The organism is Sphaerospermopsis kisseleviana CS-549 (assembly GCF_028329225.1).
Lineage (GTDB): Bacteria > Cyanobacteriota > Cyanobacteriia > Cyanobacteriales > Nostocaceae > Sphaerospermopsis > Sphaerospermopsis kisseleviana.
On the sequence record NZ_JAQMTI010000224.1, the window covers coordinates 1 to 23,700 of the forward strand.

Here is a 23,700-nt window from a genome sequence, read left to right on the forward strand (position 1 = left end):
CAGCTAATATTTTAGTTAAAGTAGCGATAAAACTAGGTCTAGACCTCAGTGGAATCAGTAGGGTGTCTTTGATAGCACCGTTGAAGGTTCGTTTGTGGACTATTCAAGAATCCCCCGGCTTTTAGCCGTGGGGAGTATCAATTCCTTTAGCTTAAATAATGAAGTCAAAATTCAAAGGCAATTAAAATAACAGTTATAACGCTGTTATTACCGTGCTGTACTGCCTACAAAACCTTCAGTTTTACCAGTTTATCAACTTGATCAAAGGATAATTCCCGTGAACAAAACCAACTCAGACATTCTTAAATCATCAGATCCTGCTGTTAACGACTTAATCAGCCAAGAACTACAACGGCAACGTGATCACCTAGAATTGATAGCTAGTGAAAACTTTACTTCCGCTGCTGTACTAGCGGCGCAAGGTTCTGTCTTAACCAACAAATACGCCGAAGGTTTACCAGGTAAACGCTACTATGGTGGTTGTGAATTTGTTGACAAAATTGAACAAATAGCCATTGATAGAGCTAAACAATTATTTGGTGCTGCTCATGCTAACGTCCAACCCCATTCTGGCGCACAAGCCAACTTTGCTGTATTCCTTACTTTGCTAGAACCAGGGGATAAAATTATGGGCATGGACCTATCACACGGTGGACACCTAACCCACGGTTCACCAGTGAATGTTTCCGGCAAATGGTTCCAAGTGCGTCACTATGGAGTTAGCAAAGAGACAGAACAGCTTGATTATGATCAAATTCGGGATTTAGCAATTAAAGAACGTCCAAAGCTGTTAATTTGCGGTTATTCAGCCTATCCCCGGATCATTGACTTTGAAAAATTCCGCAGTATTGCAGATGAAGTTGGCGCTTACCTGCTTGCGGATATTGCTCACATTGCTGGGTTAGTAGCTACAGGGCATCATCCTAACCCCATTCCCTATTGTGATGTAGTGACAACAACCACCCATAAAACCTTACGTGGACCTAGAGGCGGATTGATTTTAACCCGTGATGCAGAACTCGGTAAAAAGTTTGATAAATCAGTATTTCCTGGTACTCAAGGTGGACCATTAGAACACGTAATAGCAGGTAAAGCTGTAGCCTTTGGGGAAGCATTGAAACCTGAGTTTACAACTTATTCTGGTCACGTGATTGAAAATGCTCGTGCTTTAGCTACCCAACTGCAAAATAGAGGTTTAAAATTAGTATCAGATGGTACAGATAATCATTTAATGCTAGTAGATTTACGTTCTGTGGGTATGACAGGTAAAAAAGCAGATAGGTTAGTGAGTGAGGTAAATATCACCGCTAACAAAAATACAGTGCCTTTTGATCCAGAATCACCATTTGTTACCAGTGGATTGAGATTAGGTTCACCAGCCATGACCACAAGAGGTTTAGGAGTGGCAGAATTTACAGAAATTGGTAATATTATTAGCGATCGCCTACTTTCCCCAGATTCTAAAACAGTAGCAGAAGATTGCCGTCGTCGAGTCGCAGCATTGTGCGATCGCTTTCCCCTGTATCCTCACCTAGAAATTCCCGTACCAGTTCTAGCTTAAAAAGCATTCATGCACCAACCAGAAGCAGCCCTAATCGCAGCTGCTTTAGCTGGTGCAGTCTTGGGATGACTAGCCTACAACGTCAATACCGCTCCAATCTTTAGGGTGATAGAGGATCTTAATTGTATCGGCTAGTAACTAGACATCTCCAAAATAGAATGTATTAATTTGTCATAAGTTGTAGGTGTCATAAGTTGTAGGGGCGAAGCTTATGGGCGATAATTTAACGGAAAAATCAGACATCTAAATATCCCATAAGCTTCGACCTGCCCCCATAAATAGGTTCCATAATTTCTTTTCTGGAGATGTCTACTGTAAATTCAATACTTTTCGGTCAACTAATAACATATAAATCATGTAGGTTGGGTTGAGGAACGAAACCCAACTTTTACAAGCGTTTGTTGGGTTTCACTTTGTTCAACCCAACCTACAAAAACTCTTAACCAAACAGTATTGACTGTAAATTACCCTAGATTACTAATGGACATAGCCATTTACACCATAGACTGTTAAGAGATTTTTCCCAATCACCAATCACCAATCACCAGTCCCATGAGTGCAGAAATTATTTGTGTTGGTACTGAATTATTGCTAGGAGATATTCTCAACAGCAACGCTCAATTTATCGCCCAGCAGTTAGCACAGTTAGGCATTCCTCACTACTATCAAACTGTAGTCGGGGATAATCCCCAAAGACTCAAACAAGTGATTGAAATTGCAGCTTCCAGAGTGCAAATTCTGATTTTCACCGGTGGTTTAGGACCCACACCAGATGATCTCACCGGTGAAACCATTGCGGACTTTTTCGGTGTTCCCTTGGTAGAAAGTGCCGAAATCCTAGAAGATATAAGTCAGAAATTTGCCCAAAGGGGACGGGTAATGTCTCCTAGCAACCGCAAACAAGCTTTAATTCCCCAAGGAGCGAAAATTTTACCAAATCCCACAGGAACAGCACCGGGTATTATTTGGCAACCTCGTCCAGGATTAACTATTTTGACTTTCCCTGGTGTTCCTAGTGAAATGCACCGAATGTGGACAGATACAGCAGTACCTTTTCTCAAAAGTCAAGGTTGGGGTCAGGAAATTATTTACAGTCGCAGTTTAAAATTTTGGGGGATTGGTGAATCAGCCTTAGCAGAAAAAGTATCTGCTTATTTGAATTTACTTAACCCAACAGTCGCACCTTACGCTGGCAAGGGAGAAGTTAGGCTGCGAATTTCTGTCAAAGCGCCTGATGAAAAGGCAGCAGAGGAATTAATTGCACCTGTGGAAAAGCAACTCAAGGAAATTGCAGGCTTAGATTATTACGGTGCTGATGATGATACCTTAGCTTCTGTTGTTGGTGAGTTGTTGCGATCTTCAGGGGAAACTTTATCAGTGGCAGAATCTTGTACCGGCGGGGGATTGGGACAAATACTGACAGAAATTCCTGGCAGTTCTGATTACTTTTGGGGTGGGGTAATTTCTTACGATAACACCGTGAAAGTTAGATTATTGGGGGTTAACCCTGACGATTTAGATCAGTTTGGGGCTGTGAGTGCTACAGTAGCTGAACAAATGGCTATAGGTGTGAAAAATCTTCTCCAAACTACTTGGGGATTAAGTATTACTGGAATTGCTGGACCTAGTGGAGGAACTGCTACAAAACCTGTGGGTTTAGTCTATATTGGTATGGCTGGTCCTGGAAATGAGGTGACAAGTTATGAGTGTAAATTTGGAACTATGAAAAATCGCTCTTTCATTCGCCTCCTCAGTGCTTGCACAGCATTAGACAATTTGCGTCGTTCAGTTATAGTGAGGACATCAGTATAAGAGGAAATCGAAGAATCTGAAGTCTGAAGTCTGAAGTCTGAAGTCTGAAGTCGGGAGTTGGCAGTGATCAGTGAGGGACAATAAATCAGAAAATTTGGGGATAACAAATAGACCAAACTCTTGCCTCTTGCCTGTCTCTACCACAAGACTTTTTCAGCAAACCTTAATCATCTAGACTACATCGTTAAGATGTCAATGCTGATAAGTTATATGACAGGTAAGAAAAAATCCTATGCCAATAACCTAAGAGCCTTTAAATATGCCAAGGAAAATAACTGGTTTGCGAAAGAACATAATTTAGTGAATAAATTCACAGTTCTCTATTCTGGTAATATTGGGTCGGTGTCACGATATGGACACCATTCTGGAAACTGCTAAACTATTGCGAGACGAACCGATTCAGTTTGTTTGCATTAGTATTGGAGCAAAACGACAAAGTTTCATGGAAGAGGTAAATGACTTAGGACTAACTAAATTTTCTGTTTCTGTTTTATTAAGAAAAAAAAGTGTTACCTTATTATCTGACAGCTTGCAATCTGTCTTTGGTAAGTGTTGAAGCAGGGATGGAAAGCCTGGTTGCACCCAGTAAGCTTTACCCAGCTTTAGCAGCGGGCATACCGATAGCCGTGATTTGTTCTAAGTATTCTTATTTGCGGAAAATGATGATCGATGGTAAATGTGGGGTGAGTGTTGAAAAAGGTGATAGTATGACTCAAACTAAATCTATTCGCCTGCTGAATAGCGATCGCAAATTAGCAGAACTGATGAACAAAGCATCTCGAAAATATTTGCAATCAAATTTTACGCCGCCAACTATTGCCAGCCAATATTTTTGTGTGGTACAACATTCCAGTATGTCGTCTATAATCTAAACTGTTTCAATCAGCACAAATGTGATAAAATGTCCGACAGGATTACAAAACTTAGTTTTTAGAATTTAATAACTGAAATTTTCAATGAGGAGCAGGGCTTTGATGGTCTTATTGATCTCGGTCCCTCCACCGCAACCTTCTGGTGATCTTTTTCGATCAAAATTGAGGAGGCCGAAGTGCAGAGAAGATGTGACCGAAATCGGAATCGTTCTAAGCGTAGAGCTATATATTGTCCAGTACATAACTGCTACATGGATAGCATGAGTCAGAAATACAGTTTATTTGCTGAGAGACCTGGACAACTACAGGAGAGAGGCATCAGACGAAAAGAAGCTCTGATGTTAATCGCAGCCAAAACCGCAGTTCCTTTAGAGGGTGAGTGGTTAGAGGCGTTTTGGTGTGAAGATTGCCAAGAAACTAAATGGTATCACGTCCGTAAACGTGAATCTGTATATCATTTATCATTAGCACCAACAGAACTTTGGCAACAGGCAACAGGAGTAATTGATCCCCATCGTAACCCTTCTGTCAGTGAGTTCACATTCAAGCAGTCTCGTGTTGTCGGTGGTAACAACATCAAAGATTTTTGGATTAATAACAACTAATCAGGGTTTACTGTTAAGAGGATAATATAAATATTATTAAAGCTAGTAAAGGTTTGATGAAGGTTTCATCAAGGTTTTAGATTAAAGACAATATCGAGTCCCTCTTTGCCAATGACGAGACCATTTTTGTGGCAGGACATCTGCTGTGGTATCCAGTTGAAGGTCGTCCTGATATTCGTGTCGTCCCCGATGTTCACGTGGCGTTGCCCATTAAAAACATGGATCATTGATCATTGCCTAACACTAAATTCTCCATAGAGGAGATTCAAAAAATGCTTAATCTGAGAGAAGCTGATGTGACTCCAACTCGTTTTTATCAAGAGGTTTTGCAAATCCACGAGAAACGTGGTGTACAAAAATGAGAAGCTAATCTCGCTATTCGCCTGTTAAACCGCCGTTGTGGAAACATATCAGAAGATTTAGAATTTAAAGTGCGATCGCTCTCTATTCCTGAATTAGAATCTTTAGGAGAAGCTTTATTAGATTTTACAAATATGTCAGATTTAGAAAAATGGTTACAAGATAATCAATAACTCAGAGGATATCTCAGAAGTAAAAAAGCCCACATAACGGTATCCTCTCAGTAGAGAAAACACTTGAGTAGGACAGATTTAAGAGAGCTATGAATCCATAAAAATGCGTGAGCATTATCCAAACTGGGATATTACAATTTTCTTATATGTATCAATATTCACCGCCTTTATCACCCCGGGAAGTTCTACCCACCATGTATGACTTACCGAGCGAAGACCCAGAGGAGCCTGGTTTGCCGGACGAATTTCACTTACTACAACCAGAGTTACTGCGGCTGACCTTTCGCCCTCCCACCTATAAAGAAGATCAGGTATTCACAGCCAGTGACCTAAATTTATATTATGACTCCCGACACCCCCAATGGTATAAACGTCCAGATTGGTTTGCTGTCTTGGGAGTATCCAGGCTCTATGATGGCCAAGATTTAAGGTTAAGTTATGTAACATGGCAGGAGGGAATTTACCCCTTTGTGGTAGTCGAATTACTCTCACCAGGGACAGAAAAAGAAGACCTAGGGCGCAGTTTCAGGGAAGTGAACCAACCGCCTAATAAGTGGACGGTGTATGAAAGGATGTTAAGGATTCCCTATTACATAGTATTTAATCGCTACACAGATGAGTTACAAGCCTTTGGGTTAGTAGTGAATGAATATCAAGAGTTAAGCCCCCAAGGGGTGGGAATATGGCTCAAAGAAGCCGAGTTAGGTTTAGGACTATGGGAGGGGATTTATCAAGGGGTACATCGCCGCTGGTTGCGGTGGTATGACGGGGAGGGGAATTGGATTCCTACACCTGTAGAACAGGAACGCCAACGATCTGAACAAGAACGCCAACGGGCAGAATTAGCCCAGCAACAAGTAGAACAAGAACGCCAACGGGCAGAATTAGCCCAGCAACAAGTAGAACAAGAACGCCAACGGGCAGAACAGGAACGCCAACGGGCAGAACGTCTGGCGGCTCACCTACGGAGTTTAGGGATTAACCCACACGACATAGAGCTAGGCTAAGGAATGTTAACAGGCGATCGCTCAACCATGTGTATGATAACTAAAGTGATCGCTTTACACTGGTATTTGAGCAGAAGATATGAACCTTATTGCCATTTGTGCCAATTTTGCAGGGTGGAAATAGGGAAGAGAAATTACGCCAAGCAATGAGAGAGTTAAGACAGGATGAGCAACTGCAAGAGTTAGAACCGTTATTGTCATTTTTTGCTAGTTTTGTATGAGAGACTGTATGAATACAGAGAATATACCTGCAAAAATAATAACAGGCGAGTTATTGGATGATATTACCCAACGGCTAGTTTCTGCCCTGAATCCAGAATAGGTAATTTTATTTGGTTCCTATGGTTATGGCGAACCTACGGAAGATAGTGATGTTGATTTGTTAGTGATTATCTCCGATTCCAATGAACCCCGCTATCGTCGGGCGCGTCAAGCATATAAAGCCCTCCATGGGATTGGTATACCAAAAGATATTCTGGTTATGACCCGTGCAGAAGTAGAAAGAAAGTCCACCGTAGCAAGTTCATTAGTTAGTCAGGCACTCAGTCAAGGTAAAATCCTTTATGGATAGTCCTAAGGATGAGGAGGTTAGGCAGTGGATAATTAAAAGTCAGCGAGATATTAAGGTTGCCCGCATACTCATTGAAAATGAAGTATCATTATTAGATGCTGTTGTTTATCATTGTCAACAGAGTGCCGAGAAAGCATTAAAAGCCTATTTGACATATCAAGATTTAGTATTTAAGAAAACCCATGATCTGGGTGTTTTAGTAGAGATGTGTTCAGTATTTTTTAATGATTTTTGAGCGATCGCTATTGATCCGAAGTTAATCGTCAAAAGCCTGAAATGGAGGATTTTCGTTCATGCACATCATGGTGAATTTGTACAGTGCGTAAGTCATATTATCAATAGCAGCAGAGCGTTAGAACTTAAGGGTTAAGTTACATCCGCTTTCTGAAACATGGAAAATGTTTATGGGCGATCGCCCTAATCTTTGTAGAGATGTCTTTTCAACTAAGATTTTATGATCTGCTGTTACGATAAATTGCTGTAGACTTACATATTAAACCTCTCCAAAAAAGATGTAGGGACAATTCATGAATTGTCCCTACCAAGGGTTTCAAGTTACGCATATTTAATTTTCGGCGATATTTGATTAATCAAAATCTTCCCCCCAAGCAGTCAACAAGCCATCTAAGATGATAGAAAAACAAGCATCCTTAATACAAAACCTCCGGCAACTATATCATTTGTTACCTTTAGCTCGGAGAAGACAAATGTTATGGTTACTAATGCTGATGGTAGTGACAGCGGCAAGTGAGGTAGTGAGCTTGGGGGCTGTGTTACCATTTCTAGGGGCATTGAGTAATGCCGAGGGTGTGCTGCAAAATCCGACTTTACAACCCCTTTGGGTGCAGTTAGGGGTAACTAAGACTTTTCAATTGGTGGCGTGGTTAGGGGGGAGCTTTGGAACGGCGGTAGTCTTGGCTAATGGGTTGCGACTGCTGACATTGCGCTGGCAGTCACGGTTTGCGGCAATGGTATCCAGTGATTTGAGTTGTGAAGTGTATCGTCGTACCCTGTTACAACCTTACAGTTTTCATGTTCGTCATAGTAGTAATGAATTAATTGCCGATATTACCCAGGATCTTCAGAGTGTGAGTTCATACGTTTTGCCAGGTGTTCTGAATCTGGTAGTTAATAGTATAATTGTACTAGCACTGGTGCTGTCAATTTTGGCAATTAATCTGGGAGTTGCCCTAGGTACGGCGGCAGTTTTGGGGATAACTTATGTTATTTTGCTGCGGATCACTCGTCGCGCACTAGCCCGCAATAGCAAGGACATCAGTAGTCAAAGTCGGTTGGTTGTGAAATATCTCCAAGAGGGATTAGGAGGAATTCGGGATGTGTTGCTTGAGAGTAATCAGGGGATGTTTGTCACCCGCTATGATCAGGCGTATCGTCCCACCCGTGTGGCGGCAGCAGATAATTACTTCATTGGTGCGTCGCCCCGGTTTTTAATAGAGGCTGTGGCTATGGTTACCATTGCCCTCATGGCTGTGGTCATGTCCTATGATCAGCAGCAGTTAGCTCAAGTAGTACCCACATTGGGGGCTTTGACCTTGGCAGCCAATCGGTTATTGCCTGCATTGCAGGTTAGCTTTAATGCCTTGGCCAATATACGTGGGAATCAGGTATCTCTGCAAAACGTATTGCGGAGATTGTCCATGCCTGTGTCCCTCGTTTCCGTGGGTTCTGGGGTGGGTCAACCTCTAGACAATGAATTGCGCTTACAGGGGGTGTGGTTTCGTTATACAGAATCTACACCCTGGGTATTACAAGACCTATGTTTGCAGATTAAGCCTAATACTACAGTTGGTTTTGTAGGAACTACCGGTAGTGGGAAGAGTACTACTGCCGATATTATTTTGGGTCTATTACAGCCAGAACGGGGGGAAGTATTGGTGGATGGGGCTGCCCTGACAGGGGAACGGTTACACCGTTGGCAGCGTACCATTGCCCATGTACCCCAGAGTATTTTTCTCAGTGATGCTACTGTGGCAGAGAATATCGCCTTTGGGGTTCCCCGCAGTGAAATTGATCTGGATCGGGTGCGGCAGGCAGCACGATTAGCTCAGATTGCTGATTTCATTGAAAGTCGGCCTGAGGGTTATGGGGAAATAGTAGGAGAACGAGGGATTCGTTTATCAGGGGGTCAACGGCAGCGTATTGGCATTGCCAGGGCTTTGTATAAGCGAGCATCAGTGATTGTGTTAGATGAGGCGACCAGTGCCTTGGATAATGATACAGAACGGGAGGTGATGGCGGCTATTGAGGGGTTGAGTCATCAATTGACGGTGATTTTAATTGCCCATCGGTTGACGACGGTGCAGAAATGCGATCGCATTTTTCATTTGGATCAGGGTCGGTTGGCAGCACAGGGAACTTATGAAGAATTGCTGGCTAATAGTGGCAGTTTTCGGGCTATGGCTTTGAGTGGTGTGGAGGGTTCAGATAAATTTATATGATTTATTTGAATTGTCGCCTGGCTGGGCTACGATTGCTGCCCATTTGTCCCAGTTGCGTAAGTCCTATTATGCCGGAACTCATACATATCCATTTTGAATTCGATCAAGCAGGCGAAACAAAACACGAGGGACTTTGATCATTCGCTTTTATCATTTACCAAATGTGATATTATCTCAATCACTAATGCAATTTCATGACAATCCTAGCTAAAATGACCTATAAAATTTGAGTTTACCTATCAAATTTAAATTTGACAGACAATACGCTAAAGATTTGAAAGACGTTATAAGTTTTAAAATGGGAACTATCAACACAATAAAACGAGCCATTAAATCTTTCCTAACTCAGGAAAATTTTCCCCAGCATCCCTTTGGTACATCACCCAAAGCTGACCGAGAAACTTATCTACAGCTACATGAGAATGCCCGTGCAGTCACCTATCCTGAAATTGATGAGATGGAACAGCGATTAGGTTACAGTATTGATCGTAAGTGGCTGGAAAATTTAGCTTTACATACCCAAATAGTCATTAAAAAATCTCGGTTAAATTACCAGCATGGACGGCTTCTTTATGCGGCTTTGCACCGCTACCTTGCTGATAATATTAAATACATTAATGGGGGGGTGACAATTCTAGAAACAGGCACGGCGCGTGGTTTTTCTACGCTCTGCATGTCAAAAGCACTGACAGATACCAATTCACAAGGTAAAATTGTTACATTGGATATCTTACCCCATAACCAACCCATATTCTGGAACTGCATTGACGACCATGATGGGAGAAAGACCCGTCAACAGCTACTAAGCCCCTGGCTAGATGAATTAGATCGAGTTGTATTTGTCCAAGGCTGGACAAAAGCTCAATTACAACGCACAGGACTGTCTCGCATCCACTTTGCTTTTTTAGATGCCCAACATACTAAAGAAGATGTTTTAATTGAGTATGCCTATGTGCGCGATCGCCAAGTTAAAGGGGATATGATTGTATTTGACGATATTACACCTGGCTTATTTGATGGCGTAGTTGCAGCGGTGAATCAGATTGAGTCTGATGGACTATACACCATAGAACGACTCACAGTCAGCAACGAAAGAGGCTATGCGATCGCTCGTCGAAGTTAATCCACCAACAAGCTTCTTATTATCGCAATTATTACACCATGAGAAGATATTACGACCCAAACAAAAAAGCTTTAGTTTATATTCAGTCATCAGCTACTCCCGAAATGTGGGATACCCACTGGAGCATTACAGATGAGGATAAGGCTAGACTGGCACTTATTCCTCCTCAAAAACTAAACTTTGTGGCTTCCATAACCCGGCGTTATCTAACTCCTGAAGACGGATTGATCCTAGAAGGGGGTTGTGGAACTGGAAACCATGTTGCTGCCTTAACTTCAGCGGGTTATCAAGCCCTAGGCATTGATTTTGCCCCTCAAACCGTTGCGATGCTCAACAAGGTTGCGCCCCATTTGGATATTCGTCTTGGTGATGTCCGCTCCTTACCTTTGTCAGATCAATCTGTTGCCGGATATTGGTCTTTAGGTGTAATTGAACATTTTTACTCAGGTTATGACTCAATTTCTCATGAAATGCGAAGAGTAATCAAATCTGGTGGCTACCTATTTCTTACCCATCCCTACATGTCACCATTACGTAAACTCAAAAGGCTTTTAAGACTATTTGATTATGAAAGCTCACCATCAGAACCGTCAGATTTTTACCAGTTCGCTCTTGATCATCAGCAAACCATAATGAATTTTTGTCAACTAGGCTTTTCCCTTTGTGAAGTTTGTCCTAGCGCAGGATTAAAGGGATTTAAAGATGAACTGCCCTCATTTTTCAAATCACCACTGCAAAAACTCTATGACTATTCAGGAAAGTCAATCTTGGTTCGTGGGTTACGTTATATTCTTGATAAAGTTCTTAGTCCCCTATGTGGGCATTCTTGCTTAATTGTTTTCAGAAGACACTGAGCCTGGAAAAAGTGACTTTGACTCTAAAATATGCAGAAAGAATATTTAGAACAATTAAATAGAAGAAAAGGCATTTTAATAAGCAAAAAGCTGATATATGTCATCATAGCGACTATTGCTTACGCCAGTTTCATGGTATTTTTTCCCTGGGATCAAATATCTAAAGCTGCGGTTTTAGAAGGAGACTTTCGAGATTTTGGTCGTTATGTTTTATATTTTAATAATGCCGTTGCTACGGGTACAAGTAAGGCAGAATTATATAATTGGCAAAGTTGGACTGAATATTTTACAGGAGAGGTTTTATGGGATGAACTAGTCATAAAACTGACAGAAATCACAGGTGAAGCAACAATTGCTCTTCGCATTGTTTCCTTTTTCATATGCTTAGTTTGGGGTGCATACCTTTTTCCAAAAGTTAGTATTCCATGGGCATTAGTTTTCCTATTAAATCCTACATCTATCGATGTTATCCTTTCTGGAATTAGAAATGGATTTGCCTGGTCTCTATTTATTCTGGCAACAATCTTAAAACCGCAAGGCGTTAAATACATCTTATTCGCGTTGACACCGTTTATTCATTCAAGCAGCGCCATATTATTACTGCTAAATTTTTGCCAAACAAACTTTTTTTCCCTGAGAATACCTAAATTGCGGCTAATACCAACAAGGATAAGAATTATTCTATGGGCAACTTTACCAGGGGTTTTTGCGGGAATAATCTTAACAGTTGGTGGTTCTTTACTTCAATTCCTAGGGGATCGTCGTCTTAGTCAGGGCGAAGACTATATCAGAGGAGGAGGCAGTTTTCTACAAATGCTATTTTGGATTCTATTAATCCTTGTGCAACTGAACTGCAATAATGACTATATAAAGAAGCATAGCTTAGTGATTAATATATTAGCTTGGTATATTGTAATGAATCCTTTTATTCCTTGGTCCTATCGACTTTGGGGGGTAACAATGCCATTGATAGCCTATGCAATTTGGGAATTGCCTCGAAAGCAGCGCAAGAGAATTTTTTACATCTGGATTGCTTATCTTATAATTTGGTATCTTTATTGGTCAATATTATTTAACTATTGGTATCCTAGTTAAGTGAATATGAATATATGTAGTAATTTTTTAAATTAAAACTTAAAATATGTTTTGGTTAAAAGTATAAAAAATCCAAAATTCAATATTATGAAAATTGTCTTCATCGCTCCAAGATTTCACACAAATCAATATGAAATTGTCAAGGTATTGCAAGCCAATGGTCATGATGTAGAGTTACACGTGAATTATATCGGACCAACGGAAGAACACTCAATATTAACTCCTAAGGTATATCCTGCTTGTGGAGCTTCAAAATGGCTCGAAGCCACCTTTGGTAGTGGTGGCGGTGATCAACCAAGATTATTCCCCAATCCTATTACTTATTTTCGTGAGCTGATTCATAGTCATCCGGATATTGTTATTATCCGCAATCCCAATAGATATTTCTCTATACTAGCTGCTGTGTGTGCTAGGTTTCTGGGTATAAAAACTATTTTTTACACTCAAACAGAAATCAATAAACATCGTTCCCTAGCTAAAAGAATCAAAATTCATCTGCTGCTATCGATTTTTAATGCTGCTTGGTATAGTCCCTTGTTAGGCGCAGATAAAACCAACAGTCAATCCCTCAAATGTATACACTATGTTCCCTTTGCCGTTCCCCAAGGAAAAATAACTCATGTTGCCGAAGAAAAGGGCAGAATAATTCATTTGTTAATGATCGGCAAATATGGGGCAACTAGGAAAAATCATCTTCTATTTATCGAGGCATTAGCCCATCTGAAAGATCAATACAAATTTCATGCCACAATTGTGGGAGAATGCGTTCACCAAGATCAAATAGAAAGATTTAATTTGATTCAGCAAAAAGTTTATGAATTAGGCATGCAAGAGATAATTTCTCTGAAAAAGAATATACCATTTTTGCAAATGCAGCAATTATATAATTACTCTGATATTTTCGTGCTACCATCGCGAGATGAGCCTGCCGCTATTTCCATATTAGAAGCAATTGCTAATGGTGTGCCAGCAATATGCTCAGATACCTGCGGGACTCAATGTTATATAAAAAATGGCAAAAACGGATATGTGTTTAAGAGTGACAATTTACTCGATTTAGTTGATAAAATTCAACAGCTTTTAGCAAATCCTCAGCAACTTATAACTATGAAAAAATATTGTTTGTCTACCTATGCAGAGGAAATATCGGGTTTAGCTTATTATCAACATTTAAATAATTTACTTCAAGATAAATGGAACCTGAGTCTAGACAAATGAACATTATAAGTAATACAAATAATAGAAATATTAATTCACTGTCTAGAACTTCCTCCAACTCGCAAAAACAGCCACACCAAAAAATCACTCTCTTTTTACCATCCCTCAGAGGTGGCGGTGCTGAGAAAATTATGGTGTATCTTGCCAATGGCTTTGCACAGCGCGGGTTTGCTGTGGATTTAGTTCTAGTTAAAGCCGAGGGTCCCTATCTTCCCCTAGTGAGTGATCAAGTGCGCGTCATAGATTTAAACTGTCCTCGCGTCTTAGCTAGTTTACCCAGTTTAATTCGCTACTTAAAGACAGAAAAACCCCATGCCATTCTCTCCACCTTAGACGATGCCAATGTCATCGCAATCATTGCTCGTTTTTTATCTGGTGGTTCACAGAAAATCGTAGTGAGGGTGGCTAATTCCTGGAGTAGTTTAATGCTTTATGAGAAAGGTATTCGGCTCCGGGTAACACAGGTATTAGCGAAGTATCTTTATCCTGGGGTTAATCAGGTAATCGCAGTTTCTGAAGGTGTATCTGAGGATTTAGTGAAATCACACAATATCCCCCAAAATAAAGTCACGACAATTTATAACCCTGCTATAACGCCTGAACTTTTGGATAAAATCCAAGAACCTTTAAACCATCCTTGGTTTGCACCTGGGGAACTCCCTGTGATTCTGAGTGTAGGTAGGCTGACAGTGGCAAAAGATTTCACCACATTGATTCGTGCCTTCGCTCACTTAAATCAGCGCCATTCAGCCCGACTGATGATTTTAGGAGAGGGAAAAGACAGGGCAAAACTTGAGCTTTTAGTAAAAAGTCTGGGTTTAGAGGAACAAGTCAGTTTACCGGGATTTGTCGATAACCCCTTCCCTTACATGAAACAAGCCTCCGTGTTTGTTCTTTCCTCCTGTTTTGAAGGTATGCCCAATGCTTTATTACAGGCTATAGCCTGTGGTACACCAGTAGTATCCACCGACTGTCCCAGTGGACCGAGGGAAATCCTAGAAGATGGTAAATGGGGTCAACTGGTTCCTGTGGGAGATGTGGAGGCTATGGCTGAGGCAATTATGGCTAGTCTTCAGGGAGAAACTCAACGCCCATCCCGGGAAATCTTGGAAAGCCGCTTTGGGCTGGATACTATCGTTGATCAGTATTTATCCATACTAATCTAAAATTTTTCCTAACCCTGTGATTAAACTTACTATTATCATCACCGGACTCAACACTGGTGGAGCAGAAATGATGCTGCTCAAACTTCTAGAGCGGTTATCACCAGAATTTACCCCTCAAGTCATATCCCTAACTGATATTGGTGCCATCGGTAAACGCATTCAAGCTCTGGGTATTCCCGTCACAGCCTTGGGGATGAGTCGCACAATTCCCAATCCCTTGGCTTTACTCAAGCTAGTACAGTTATTAAAACACAGTCAACCTGATATAGTTCATACCTGGATGTATCATGCTGACTTACTGGGTGGATTAGCTGCTTCTATGGCTGGAGTGTCAAAGGTAATTTGGGCTATTCACCATAGTGACCTATCCAAAGAAAAGAATAAAGCCACTACTCGCTTAATTGCAGGATTATGTGCGCGACTATCCCCAATCATTCCCCATCGCATTCAGTGCTGTTCTGCTATAGCGAAGGATATTCATACATCACTTGGTTATGCTCCAGATAAATTCATAGTCACACCCAACGGCTTTGATCTAGAAAGATTTCAGCCCAACCCAAACTTTCGTGAATCTGTACGACAAGAGTTAGGAATTGCAGCCGATACACCTTTAGTGGGTGTGATTGCTCGCTTTGACCCCCAGAAGAATCATACAGGCTTTTTTGCAGCTGCTGGCTATCTACATCAAAAAAGACCAGATGTGCATTTCTTACTAGCTGGGAGTGGTATTGATAGAGAGAATTCTCTACTGATGCAAGCCATAGATAAGGCTCAAGTCAGCCATGTCACCCATTTGTTAAGTCTGCGTCAAGACATTCCCCGGCTCATGGCTTCCCTGGATGTTTTAGTTTCTGCTTCTTCCTATGGCGAAGCCTTTCCCATTGTTTTGGGTGAAGCCATGGGGTGTGCTGTTCCTTGTGTTGTCACCGATGTGGGGGACTCAGCCTATATTGTTGGGGAGACAGGTAAAGTTGTTACTCGTGATGACATGATCAGTTTAGCTGAGGCTGTTGAATCCTTACTCAGGCTCCCAAGTTTTCAGCGTCTCACCCTGGGGGAACAGGCTCGCCATCGGATTCAGGAAAACTTTGAAATTAATCATGTGGTGAGCCTTTATGAGTCACTGTACCAAGAAGTTTACACAGAAAAATTTAATAGCTAAGATAAATACTTATTGCCGTGAGTACGATAAATTTATCACAGCTACATAATACTAAAAGAGTTCAAGTTAGATTGAATTTTTGAGTGTTTTAAATAAATAAAATGTATATTATATTGTATTTTTATGTGTGGTATTACAGGATATTGGAGTGAGGCAATTAATGCCGAAGAGATGGAGTTGATCGCCCGGCGAATGTCTGCCACTCTTCACCATCGCGGTCCCGATGACACCTAAGATGGGTTTTGGCATTCCTTTAGATACGTGGCTACGCGCTGATTTACGAGAGTGGGCGGAGGATTTACTTAGTACACATCGTTTGCGCCAAGATGGTTTTTTCAATCCTGAACCCATACGCAAAAAGTGGCAGGAACATTTATCTGGTAGTCGCAATTGGCAACATCACTTGTGGAATATACTAGTATTCCAAATGTGGTAAGGACAATAACTTTGCAAACATCCTCTTAGAGAAAAATGTAAACTAAGTGTCATGATGTAAATACAAAGATACTGCGTGTTAAAATTTATTAGCACAATAGAAGGCGATCGCCCAAATCCGTTACTGAGAAATGTCAGAGGGCGATCGCTTGTCTTTCAACAACTCTTATTTGGAGGATTCCATCACGACAAAATGATTTTCCCTTTGTTTTTATCTTTGGGAAGCTTCGATGAGCAGGAGTAGCCCTGATTAATTAGGGTAACAAAATCTTTAAATCTTGCATAAACGCCGCATCGGTATTTTAGGATTAACCTTTAAAGAAAATGTCCCCGACCTGAGAAATAGCCGCATCCCCGATATTATCAAAGAATTACAGCAATTTGGCATTGAACCCCTAATTCACGACCCCCTAGCCGATGCCCAAGAAGCACAACAGGAATACGGAGTTGAATTAGTAGAGTGGCAGCAGCTATGCCATCTAGATGCATTAATCTTGGCTGTCAATCATCGGTTTTATCTAGACTTACCACGGGAAGAACTATTAGGCTGCTTAGTATCTTCTGGTGTTGTGATGGATGTCAAATCTGTTTTAAATCCATCGAGTATTCCTAATACAATTACTTACTGGAGTTTATAGTTTAAGAAGTGTAACTAAAAATAGATTGTTACAAAACTTTTTGGGTAAATATCTCAATACTAGGATGCCAACAGAAAAATTATGAAAATCTTAGTTACAGGTGCTGCAGGCTTTATTGGCTTCCACCTGAGCCAGCGACTATTAAACCGTGGTGACGAAGTTATAGGACTCGATAACCTGAATAACTACTATGACGTTTCCCTCAAACAAGCTCGCCTGGCTCAACTGCAATCACAGCAGCTATTCACCTTTGCTCAACTAGACTTAGCGGATCAAGAGGGAATCAACAACCTATTTACAACACATCAATTTGATGTAGTTGTCAACCTCGCAGCCCAAGCTGGGGTGAGGTATTCTCTCCAAAATCCCCACGCCTATATTAACAGTAATATTCTCGGATTCACCAACATCTTAGAAGGTTGTCGTCACTCCCAAGTCAAACATTTAGTATTTGCCTCCTCCAGTTCTGTCTATGGAGCTAATACTAAAACCCCCTTTTCCATCCATGACAACGTAGACCACCCCATTAGTTTATATGCTGCCAGTAAAAAAGCCAACGAGCTAATGGCACATACTTACAGCCACCTCTACGGCTTACCTACCACCGGACTACGCTTTTTTACCGTTTATGGACCTTGGGGAAGACCAGACATGGCTTTATTTTTATTTACCAAAGCCATTTTATCAGGTCAACCCATTGATGTATTCAATTATGGTAAAATGAAACGTGATTTTACTTACATTGATGATATTATCGAAGGGGTGGTAAGAGTTACCGATAATATCCCCCAAGGTAATCCTCATTGGTCGGGGGATAAACCTGACCCTGGTACTAGTAAAGCACCCTATAAAATTTATAACATTGGGAATAATAATCCAGTGGAGTTGTTACATTTCATTGAGGTGATAGAAGACTGCTTGGGGATGAAGGCGCAAAAGAATATGTTGCCTTTGCAACCCGGAGATGTGACCATGACCTATGCTGATGTTGATGATTTAATTGCAGATGTTGGCTTTAAACCTGCTACTCCCATTGAGGTGGGTATCAGGCGTTTTATAGATTGGTATAGGAATTACTATCAGGTATAAATTAAATAGAAGTTTGAAAACACAATCTTAGTTAACAGGTCAAGGCCAAAGATCCCCGACTTCTGAACACAATCTTGTTATCTGATCACAAGTGCTGATAGAAGTCTGGGATCTAATTTCTGATTTTCTACCCGTGAACAATTTAAATGTTAGTTAACATTAACAGGATAAATCTAGTATGCAAAATTTAAAACAAAAACTACCATGGTGGCTGAAAATTGCTTCTAAGCTAATATTAGCAAGATTACCTTTGTCATATCAAATATGGAAAAAATCTGGATTATTTGAACATGGACATATGCAGTCGGTGGAATATGCTTATGGGGTTTTTAGCAAACATTTTGAGTTAGTTAACCCCCCCCCCAATTTTATCAGTCTAGAACTAGGTCCTGGTGACTCAGTACTATCAGCTATCATTAGTAAATCTTTTGGTGGCTCGATTTCTTATCTGGTAGACTCTGGTAACTACGCCAGTAGTGATTTAAAAATTTATCATCAAGCCGAAAAACTTCTAGCAGATAAAAAATTACTGAGTCCCATCATTCAAAATCAAGCTTCATTAGAGGAAATTTGCCAATCTTATTGCTCCCATTACTTAACCTCTGGTTTAGAATCTCTGCGCTCCCTAAACAGCCAATCTGTAGATTTTATTTGGTCTCAGGCTGTACTAGAGCACATTCGCAAAGCAGAGTTTCTAGACACCATGCTAGAACTGCGGCGAATTATCCGTCCTGATGGTGTATGTTCTCATGTCGTTGATTTAAAAGATCATTTGGGCGGATCACTAAATAATTTGAGATTTACCGAAAATCTTTGGGAATCAAACTTTATAGCTTCATCTGGTTTCTACACTAATCGTATACGCTACTCAGAAATGATAGATATTTTTGCTCAAGCGGGGTTTTCTGTGGAGGTAGTTAAGTTAATCCAATGGCAAACCTTACCCACACCCAAAGCAAAGATGTCCGAGAACTTTAGAAATTTATCAGATGAAGAACTTTGTATATCTGGCTTTTCAGTGCTTCTAAGACCTAACTGAATACTACTTACCAACCTTAATAATGAGAATCTTATATATAATCACCCGCGCAGATACAGTTGGGGGTGCACAAGTTCATGTGCGTGACTTGAGTAGGTCTTTACAAGCTGATGGACATCAAGTCCTAGTTATTACTGGAATGGCGGGACTTTACACGGACGACCTATACACCAACAATATAGACTTTCGTGCTTGTACAACATTTCACAAACAGATTAAGCCCTTTCAAGACTGGCAGACCCTGCGGTTTTTCCTCCAAACTATTAAACAATTCCGCCCCGATATTATTAGCACCCATTCCAGTAAAGCAGGAATTTTGGGGCGTTTAGCAGGGAAAATAACCAAAACTCCTTGCTTGTTCACAGCCCACGGTTGGGCTTTTACTGAAGGTGTTCCTCAACCTACCCGCAAAATTTATCAAATCATTGAGCGATTGGCAGAACCATTGTCCAATCAAATTATCTGTGTGTCTGACCACGACCGATATATCGGGTTAAAAACCGGTATGAACCCCAAGCGACTTAAAACCATTCACAATGGTATGCCAGATATTTCCCCATCCCTGAGGGCGAACCCCGCAGATAGTGAGCCAGTCAAAATCGTCATGGTAGCCCGGTTTGATAAACAAAAAGATCACTGCACCTTGCTCCAAGCCTTTCAAAGAGTATCCGGTGCTCAACTCAACTTGGTGGGAGATGGACCTGGACTAGATAATATCAAAAACCTCGCTGTTAAATTAGGTATTTCCCAAACAGTAAACTTTCTGGGCTTTCGCCAAGATATTGCTCAAGTCTTAGCTCAAGCCCAAATATTTGCCCTAATCTCCCATTGGGAAGGCTTTCCCCGAACTATTATTGAAGCCATGCGAGCGGGACTACCAGTGATTGCTTCCGATGTTGGTGGAGCAGCAGAAGCTATTGATGAAGGAGTTTCTGGTTTCACCATCCCTCGCGGTGATGTGCACACCTTGGAAAACCGACTCAAGCAATTAATAAAAAATGCGGAATTACGTTACAAAATGGGAACCGCAGCCCGACAAAGATATGAACAGGAATTTACCTTTGATCATATGTTTACTGAAACTTACCAGACCTATGAAAACATATTACTCAAATCTAAATCTCAGGGATAAATAACTTATATTATGAAAACATTATTAACAGGAGCTACAGGACTCACCGGTGGACTACTCCTACAAAAAATTGCCACCCTTCATCCTGGCTCGGAAATCAGTTGCTTAGTTCGTCCTAGCAGTAACCGCGATTTCATAAACTCCCTAAATCTTAAACTTACCTATTACCAAGGCGACAGCGCTAACCCCAATACATGGGACACAGTTCTATCCCAAGCAACTTTTACAACTATCATTCATTTAGTCCAACTGCGCCAGATTCCTACCCTCCTAGATAGCCTGAATAAATTCCAGCAAACTCCGCGATTAATCATCATTGGTACAACAGGGGTTTACTCTCAATACAACCAATATTCAGCCGAGTATAAACAAGCAGAAAAAGTTCTATCCCAGTATGGTGGGTCTTATTGCTTGCTACGCCCAACCATGATTTATGGTTCTCCCAAGGACAAAAACCTACACAAGCTGATCAAGTTTTGCCATCGGTATCAATTTTTTCCTGTCTTCGGCAAGGGTAATAATCTCCTGCAACCCGTCCATACTGAGGACTTAGCCCAAGCTCTCCTCGATGTTTGGCAATCCCCACATATCCAGGGAGCCTATGACCTTTCTGGGGAAACCATTATCACCTTTCGAGACCTGCTCAAACTCCTCAGCAAACTCATGGGTAAACCTGTATATCAGCTTTCTCTACCTCTTAGCATGGGTATTACTTTAGCTACTCTCCTAGAGAAAGCCCTGGGTAGACGTTCTCCGGTGAGACTGGAACAAATTCTGCGACTCCAAGAAGATAAAGCCTATTCTTACGCAGCAGCTACAGGAGATTTTGGTTTTACGCCCCGCTCATTAGAAACAGGTCTCAGAGAAGAAATCGCCCTCATGCGGGCACAAGGGATTATTTAAAATGCTTACCTGGTGTTTGGAAACCTGGAATTTACAGCATCCCTTCTATGTAAAAAAGCTGTAGCCCAACGCCTCTGTACCTCGCTCCAGCTAGACATCCACAAAACCCAAACTCTTCTCAACTGGACACCACCCATCAGCCTTGATAAGGCACTGCAATACACAGCCCGTCACTTTCGTCAACCCTAAATATCACCGACTTCTATCAGCATTTGCGATCACATGAGAAGATTATCGGCAGAAGTCGGGGATATAACTAGGGTTTGCTGAAAAAGTTATCTGTGAAAGCTAGGTGACAGGTGACAGGTGCTACGCCACGGTGACAGTTTCAAGAGTTGGATAGGAACGATTTTTTCTTGAAGTAGGAATTAAGTGCAAGGTTTTTCAGTTGCCACCTCATAAAAGCTGGCACTTTTTGAAAGCACTTCGGCTTACTTCGACTGCGCCCTTCGACACCGCCCTTCGACACCGCCCTTCGACTGCGCTCAGGACAGGCTCAGGACAGGCTCAGGACAGGCTCAGGACAGGCTCAGTACAAGTCGCTCAGTACAAGTCAAAATAGCTAAAACCCTTTACCTGTAAAGTTTTTGGATTTATTCAGCAACCCCTAACTAGTTGCAATTACAGATTATTAGCAAGTGATTTACTTTATATTCATTCCCCTGAGTTTCCTGCTTAGTTGTCTGTTGGTCTATCTGATCAAAAATCAACTTAGCGCCCATCTCATAGATATTCCCAATGAGCGCAGTTCCCACACTCAACCTACCCCCAGAGGTGGAGGACTGGGTTTTGTAGCCTCCTTTTTCATTGTCAGTTGGTGCTTTTCCTGGCTATTCACCCCCAATACTCTCAGTCCAGCCCAGATCAACGTCAGTCATATCTGGTTAGTACTCCTACCTCTGACAGTGGTTGGCTTGCTGGATGACCGTTGGCAAATTCCAGCTAGGCTGAGATACTTAGTACAGATAGTTGCAGCCAGTATTGCCATATCTTTCTTTGGGATTTTTCCCCAACCCTGGTTAACCAACTTCGGTCCGGTTGGTATTACAGTCGCTATCCTTCTCACCCTCGTGGGTATGACCGCCCTGATTAACTTCTACAACTTCATGGATGGTTTAGATGGTCTAGTAGGGGGGGTAACCATGATTCAACTAAGTTGGATAGCAATGATGGGAAATCAACCTCTATGGGTGCTGCTGATCGGTTCTCTAGCGGGATTTTTGTACTGGAACTGGTCCCCCGCCAAGATATTTATGGGAGATGTAGGGAGTACTGTCTTAGGAGCTACAGTAGCCATAGCCTTATTCAATTATTCCCATCATGGCTCTGTTGTGCAAGCATGGTCAGCCTTAACCATCACCTTACCTATTGCTGGAGACGCTATTTATACCTTAATTTGTCGGTTAAAGCGCCGGGAAAACATTTTTCAAGCCCATCGCACTCACCTATATCAACGTTTACACCAAGCCGGATGGAATCACTCCCAGGTAGCCATTAGCTATATGATATTTACCAGTGCCATAGGCCTGAACATTTATCTTTTGGGTAGCGTTGGAGCCTGGATAAACTTACTCATAACAATAGCCGCGATCGCCTTTCTGGAAATGTATTTAAAGCAACTTACTACATATTCTCGTGAGAAAGTATTGACAAAAGACGTAAAAGATGTAAGTGATGCAAGTAAATAACTCGGTGACCAACTAAGCTTCTGTAGCTGTGCGCCTTTAACACTACCCTGGGGGCGATCAATTCCCTGAAATCAAATGAAAACAGACAAGCTATTTTACCGTATATTCCTAACTCAACCAGGTATCCTAGCCGAACTTATACCGGGAATCCCTCTAGACTGTGAGTTTGAATACTGCGCCCCAGTGATTAAAGAACAGGAATTTCGCCACGATGGGGTATTAACTCCCATAGGGGACGACCTTAACTTACCCATAGTATTTCTGGAAGCCCAAATGCAACCAGATAAGGGTTTTTATGGGCGCTATTTTGCAGAAGTTTACTTATATCTGAAACAATACAACATCAGCAGACCATGGCGGGGACTAATCATCCTCAAATCCCGTAGTCATGAACTGGGGTCAGAAATACCTTATCGATCAATCTTAAAGGAAGACGTACAGAGACTTTACCTGGAAGACTTGCTGTCAGAGACAGACCTAAGTCCTAACCTGGGAATATTACAGTTAATTGTTCTCCCTCAAAACAGAGTGGGTGAAGCAGCCCAAAAACTACTGCAAAATGTAGAGAACAAAACACAATTCACACAAAGACTAGACCTGATCGAGGCTATACTAGTAAGCAAATTCCCCCAAATCAGTCCAGAGGAAATATTGAAGATGTTAGACCTGAAAACAGCAGATATTACCCAGACAAGATTCTATCGGGATGTGTTTCAACTAGGAGCTAAGGAGGGTAGA

The 23,700-nt window shown here is 41.4% G+C and carries 23 protein-coding genes and 2 pseudogenes; all 25 read left to right on the plus strand.

The features are described from left to right. The first annotated feature begins 277 nt into the window (after positions 1-277). Positions 278-1,561: a serine hydroxymethyltransferase gene (gene glyA, locus PN497_RS17540; protein WP_096569369.1), complete on the plus strand. Its 1,284-nt coding sequence runs from the start codon at positions 278-280 to the stop codon at positions 1,559-1,561. A gap of 552 nt (positions 1,562-2,113) precedes the next feature. Beyond that, positions 2,114-3,373, plus strand: coding sequence for a competence/damage-inducible protein A (locus PN497_RS17545; RefSeq protein WP_096569366.1), 1,260 nt, complete (start codon positions 2,114-2,116; stop codon positions 3,371-3,373). Positions 3,374-3,634: 261 nt separating this feature from the next. After that, positions 3,635-4,245 (plus strand): annotated as a pseudogene (locus PN497_RS17550) (glycosyltransferase); the annotation flags it as partial. 176 nt (positions 4,246-4,421) lie between these two features. After that, positions 4,422-4,850, plus strand: coding sequence for a hypothetical protein (locus tag PN497_RS17555; RefSeq protein WP_096569363.1), 429 nt, complete (start codon positions 4,422-4,424; stop codon positions 4,848-4,850). Between the two features lie 374 nt (positions 4,851-5,224). Next, positions 5,225-5,383, plus strand: a pseudogene (locus PN497_RS17560) (DUF4351 domain-containing protein); the annotation flags it as partial. A 146-nt stretch (positions 5,384-5,529) separates the two neighbouring features. Further along, entirely contained in the window at positions 5,530-6,390 is an 861-nt protein-coding gene (locus PN497_RS17565) for a Uma2 family endonuclease (protein WP_096569360.1), read from the plus strand. A gap of 98 nt (positions 6,391-6,488) precedes the next feature. Beyond that, a complete protein-coding gene (locus tag PN497_RS17570; RefSeq protein WP_265586235.1) occupies positions 6,489-6,611 on the plus strand; it encodes a hypothetical protein in 123 nt (40 codons plus the stop codon). A 104-nt stretch (positions 6,612-6,715) separates the two neighbouring features. Next, positions 6,716-6,961 carry a nucleotidyltransferase domain-containing protein gene (locus PN497_RS17575; RefSeq protein ID WP_272110738.1) on the plus strand — a complete coding sequence of 82 codons (246 nt, stop codon included), beginning with the start codon at positions 6,716-6,718 and terminating at the stop codon, positions 6,959-6,961. Further along, positions 6,954-7,196, plus strand: a complete 243-nt coding sequence (locus PN497_RS17580; RefSeq protein ID WP_272110730.1) for a HEPN domain-containing protein — start codon at positions 6,954-6,956, stop codon at positions 7,194-7,196. The genes PN497_RS17575 and PN497_RS17580 overlap by 8 nt, the downstream gene beginning before the upstream one ends. A gap of 394 nt (positions 7,197-7,590) precedes the next feature. Next, positions 7,591-9,420: an ABC transporter ATP-binding protein gene (locus PN497_RS17585; protein WP_272110731.1), complete on the plus strand. Its 1,830-nt coding sequence runs from the start codon at positions 7,591-7,593 to the stop codon at positions 9,418-9,420. Positions 9,421-9,718: 298 nt separating this feature from the next. After that, complete coding sequence (locus PN497_RS17590) at positions 9,719-10,543, plus strand: class I SAM-dependent methyltransferase (protein ID WP_096572719.1); 825 nt, start codon at positions 9,719-9,721, stop codon at positions 10,541-10,543. Positions 10,544-10,581: 38 nt separating this feature from the next. Further along, entirely contained in the window at positions 10,582-11,397 is an 816-nt protein-coding gene (locus PN497_RS17595) for a class I SAM-dependent methyltransferase (RefSeq protein WP_096569358.1), read from the plus strand. 30 nt (positions 11,398-11,427) lie between these two features. Further along, positions 11,428-12,492: a hypothetical protein gene (locus PN497_RS17600; protein WP_096569355.1), complete on the plus strand. Its 1,065-nt coding sequence runs from the start codon at positions 11,428-11,430 to the stop codon at positions 12,490-12,492. Between the two features lie 51 nt (positions 12,493-12,543). Further along, positions 12,544-13,710, plus strand: a complete 1,167-nt coding sequence (locus PN497_RS17605; protein ID WP_272110732.1) for a glycosyltransferase family 4 protein — start codon at positions 12,544-12,546, stop codon at positions 13,708-13,710. Further along, positions 13,707-14,876: a glycosyltransferase gene (locus tag PN497_RS17610; protein WP_272110733.1), complete on the plus strand. Its 1,170-nt coding sequence runs from the start codon at positions 13,707-13,709 to the stop codon at positions 14,874-14,876. Before PN497_RS17605 ends, PN497_RS17610 begins: the two co-directional genes overlap by 4 nt. A gap of 16 nt (positions 14,877-14,892) precedes the next feature. Then, complete coding sequence (locus PN497_RS17615; RefSeq protein WP_096569346.1) at positions 14,893-16,038, plus strand: glycosyltransferase; 1,146 nt, start codon at positions 14,893-14,895, stop codon at positions 16,036-16,038. 223 nt (positions 16,039-16,261) lie between these two features. After that, complete coding sequence (locus PN497_RS17620; protein WP_272110734.1) at positions 16,262-16,474, plus strand: asparagine synthase-related protein; 213 nt, start codon at positions 16,262-16,264, stop codon at positions 16,472-16,474. Positions 16,475-16,549: 75 nt separating this feature from the next. After that, positions 16,550-16,717, plus strand: coding sequence for a hypothetical protein (locus PN497_RS17625; RefSeq protein WP_272110735.1), 168 nt, complete (start codon positions 16,550-16,552; stop codon positions 16,715-16,717). 34 nt (positions 16,718-16,751) lie between these two features. After that, a complete protein-coding gene (locus PN497_RS17630; protein WP_272110736.1) occupies positions 16,752-17,111 on the plus strand; it encodes a UDP binding domain-containing protein in 360 nt (119 codons plus the stop codon). A gap of 81 nt (positions 17,112-17,192) precedes the next feature. Then, complete coding sequence (locus PN497_RS17635; RefSeq protein WP_096569343.1) at positions 17,193-18,200, plus strand: NAD-dependent epimerase; 1,008 nt, start codon at positions 17,193-17,195, stop codon at positions 18,198-18,200. Positions 18,201-18,378: 178 nt separating this feature from the next. Continuing rightward, positions 18,379-19,239, plus strand: a complete 861-nt coding sequence (locus PN497_RS17640) for a methyltransferase domain-containing protein (protein ID WP_096569340.1) — start codon at positions 18,379-18,381, stop codon at positions 19,237-19,239. Positions 19,240-19,261: 22 nt separating this feature from the next. Then, positions 19,262-20,371, plus strand: a complete 1,110-nt coding sequence (locus tag PN497_RS17645; protein ID WP_096569337.1) for a glycosyltransferase family 4 protein — start codon at positions 19,262-19,264, stop codon at positions 20,369-20,371. A 12-nt stretch (positions 20,372-20,383) separates the two neighbouring features. Beyond that, entirely contained in the window at positions 20,384-21,274 is an 891-nt protein-coding gene (locus PN497_RS17650; protein WP_096569334.1) for an NAD-dependent epimerase/dehydratase family protein, read from the plus strand. 686 nt (positions 21,275-21,960) lie between these two features. Continuing rightward, entirely contained in the window at positions 21,961-22,962 is a 1,002-nt protein-coding gene (locus PN497_RS17655; RefSeq protein ID WP_096569331.1) for an MraY family glycosyltransferase, read from the plus strand. Between the two features lie 75 nt (positions 22,963-23,037). Then, positions 23,038-23,700 (plus strand): Rpn family recombination-promoting nuclease/putative transposase (locus PN497_RS17660; protein ID WP_272110737.1); only part of this gene is annotated, 663 nt, incomplete at its 3' end.

Bases quoted from the DNA above. Each gene is read 5' to 3' on its own strand.
- PN497_RS17545 (WP_096569366.1), top strand. From the start codon at position 2,114: ATGAGTGCAGAAATTATTTGTGTTGGTACTGAATTATTGCTAGGAGAT.
- PN497_RS17565 (WP_096569360.1), top strand. From the start codon at position 5,530: ATGTATCAATATTCACCGCCTTTATCACCCCGGGAAGTTCTACCCACC.
- PN497_RS17580 (WP_272110730.1), top strand. From the start codon at position 6,954: ATGGATAGTCCTAAGGATGAGGAGGTTAGGCAGTGGATAATTAAAAGT.
- PN497_RS17585 (WP_272110731.1), top strand. From the start codon at position 7,591: ATGATAGAAAAACAAGCATCCTTAATACAAAACCTCCGGCAACTATAT.
- PN497_RS17590 (WP_096572719.1), top strand. From the start codon at position 9,719: ATGGGAACTATCAACACAATAAAACGAGCCATTAAATCTTTCCTAACT.
- PN497_RS17595 (WP_096569358.1), top strand. From the start codon at position 10,582: ATGAGAAGATATTACGACCCAAACAAAAAAGCTTTAGTTTATATTCAG.
- PN497_RS17600 (WP_096569355.1), top strand. From the start codon at position 11,428: ATGCAGAAAGAATATTTAGAACAATTAAATAGAAGAAAAGGCATTTTA.
- PN497_RS17610 (WP_272110733.1), top strand. From the start codon at position 13,707: ATGAACATTATAAGTAATACAAATAATAGAAATATTAATTCACTGTCT.
- PN497_RS17620 (WP_272110734.1), top strand. From the start codon at position 16,262: ATGACACCTAAGATGGGTTTTGGCATTCCTTTAGATACGTGGCTACGC.
- PN497_RS17635 (WP_096569343.1), top strand. From the start codon at position 17,193: ATGAAAATCTTAGTTACAGGTGCTGCAGGCTTTATTGGCTTCCACCTG.
- PN497_RS17640 (WP_096569340.1), top strand. From the start codon at position 18,379: ATGCAAAATTTAAAACAAAAACTACCATGGTGGCTGAAAATTGCTTCT.
- PN497_RS17645 (WP_096569337.1), top strand. From the start codon at position 19,262: ATGAGAATCTTATATATAATCACCCGCGCAGATACAGTTGGGGGTGCA.
- PN497_RS17650 (WP_096569334.1), top strand. From the start codon at position 20,384: ATGAAAACATTATTAACAGGAGCTACAGGACTCACCGGTGGACTACTC.